The 1,699-nt window shown below is 30.4% G+C and carries 2 protein-coding genes; both read right to left on the bottom strand.

Translation table 11 applies throughout. The features are described from left to right. Positions 1 to 185: 185 nt before the first annotated feature. Positions 186 to 779, bottom strand: coding sequence for a glycerophosphodiester phosphodiesterase family protein (locus tag CBG25_RS03755; protein WP_290604611.1), 594 nt, complete (start codon positions 777 to 779; stop codon positions 186 to 188). Positions 780 to 1,408: 629 nt separating this feature from the next. Continuing rightward, positions 1,409 to 1,699, bottom strand: a 291-nt coding sequence (locus tag CBG25_RS03760; protein WP_290603789.1) for a transposase, incomplete at its 5' end; no start/stop codon positions are given.

Here is a 1,699-nt window from a genome sequence, read left to right on the forward strand (position 1 = left end):
TAACAAGCTGAAAATTCAGCGGCTAAATTTTTCAATTCTTCGACTGATAATCCAATGATTGCTTTACATAAACGATTATCTCGTAACAGCCGCTCTTTGTTGATCATTTCAAACCTTTATTCTCTAAGTTAAACCTCTTTTTATTCTCAATAGCGTGACAAAAAATGCAAGTCTCTATTCAGCAACTAGTTTATAGTAATATTTGCCAGAACATCACGCGTTTCATCACGACTTTCAAAACGTTGTACATGATCAGATAAAGCATTCAAGAAAGCTTGGTTGGTGGAATAAAAGCGAGTACGTCGAAACGCTTTTTCTTCTTTTAACACTTTTTCAATTGCTTTTGCTTGTTCGTAAGGATCGGCATCGGGAGATTTTAGATCGATATAGAAATCGGTCGCTGGAAACTGTTGCAGTACTTGCTTCAAGGTCGGAATGACTATTCCTTTATTGCAATAAAGATGGTTATGACGGGAACCGAAACGGTAGCCGGCATCAGCCTTTATAAGCTGCTGTGCAGAGTAAGAGGAAACCGGGCCACTTCTATTGGTTAATGTATTTAAATCCGATGGACGATATAATACGGGGACTTTATCACTGGAAAGTTGTAAGGTGATCCATATTTTATCGGCGCCATTTTTCAATGCCTGATCAATGGCATAAATGGTATTTTCTGGCGCATCGGCAGTTCCTCCACGATGCGCAACGATTTTCGGTGAATTTGCTAAGGCAGTAACTGAACAGAGCAAAAGCAGTACAGCAGTCATACTTTTATGCATTATTTTCTCCATAAGTTATGTGTATGAAAAATATTATAAATTAATTTTATTATTAAAGTAGAAGCTTAAATATAAATTAATATAGCAGATTTTTATTATTTTTTATCGTAAATTTAATGATATAACTTTACGTTATATTAGTTATGAAACTATTTATTTTTTAATTATAATTAAAGCTTAAATAATATTTGCTTGTCAGATAATTTTATATCCTTAAATGAAAATAACATATTTTTTAAAAGTATTTTTATGCTTATAATAATAAGTTTCTACAATGATTTTTTATCCATCAGATGAAATTTAAATACTATATATTATTTAAAAAATAGTAAAGATAGAGTGTCCAATCTTTATTTTACAATTAGATTGCATTAATATATCTTAACTTTTAATGTAATTGTTATATATTGTTGTATTAAAATATTTTTATTAATTTAAAATGATTTAATTTTATTAATAATGATAATGTCTATAGCTTAATATAAAATAGGATATTAGAATTACAATGTTTTAGATGGACTTATTGAGTTGTATATTATAGTAAAATAGTATTGTTGAATTAGTTAAATTAAATAAATAATAGTAAATATTATTATTTATTTTGTATTATTCACGAGTTTCGCAGAAAACTAATTTGGGTACGCTAATAAAACACGGATGTGCTCAGCAATAGCATTTTTGATTACGTCCCAATTTTGTTGATAAAGGGTTATTTTTTCAGATATACGACGTTTATGTTGTTCAAACCACGCAGAAATAGCGAGAAAAATATGATTTCTTTGCGCTCGGCTCGTGCGAGCCTGACAGCGTTCAATACCACAATTTTGTTTAACTTCTCGATGATAAACTTCAACAGACCAACGGGCATCCATGATAGATTTGACGTATTCACGGGTGGGATTCTCTTTGTTTGTTACTAT

The organism is Arsenophonus sp. ENCA, from assembly GCF_002287155.1.
GTDB classification, from domain to species: domain Bacteria; phylum Pseudomonadota; class Gammaproteobacteria; order Enterobacterales; family Enterobacteriaceae; genus Arsenophonus; species Arsenophonus nilaparvatae.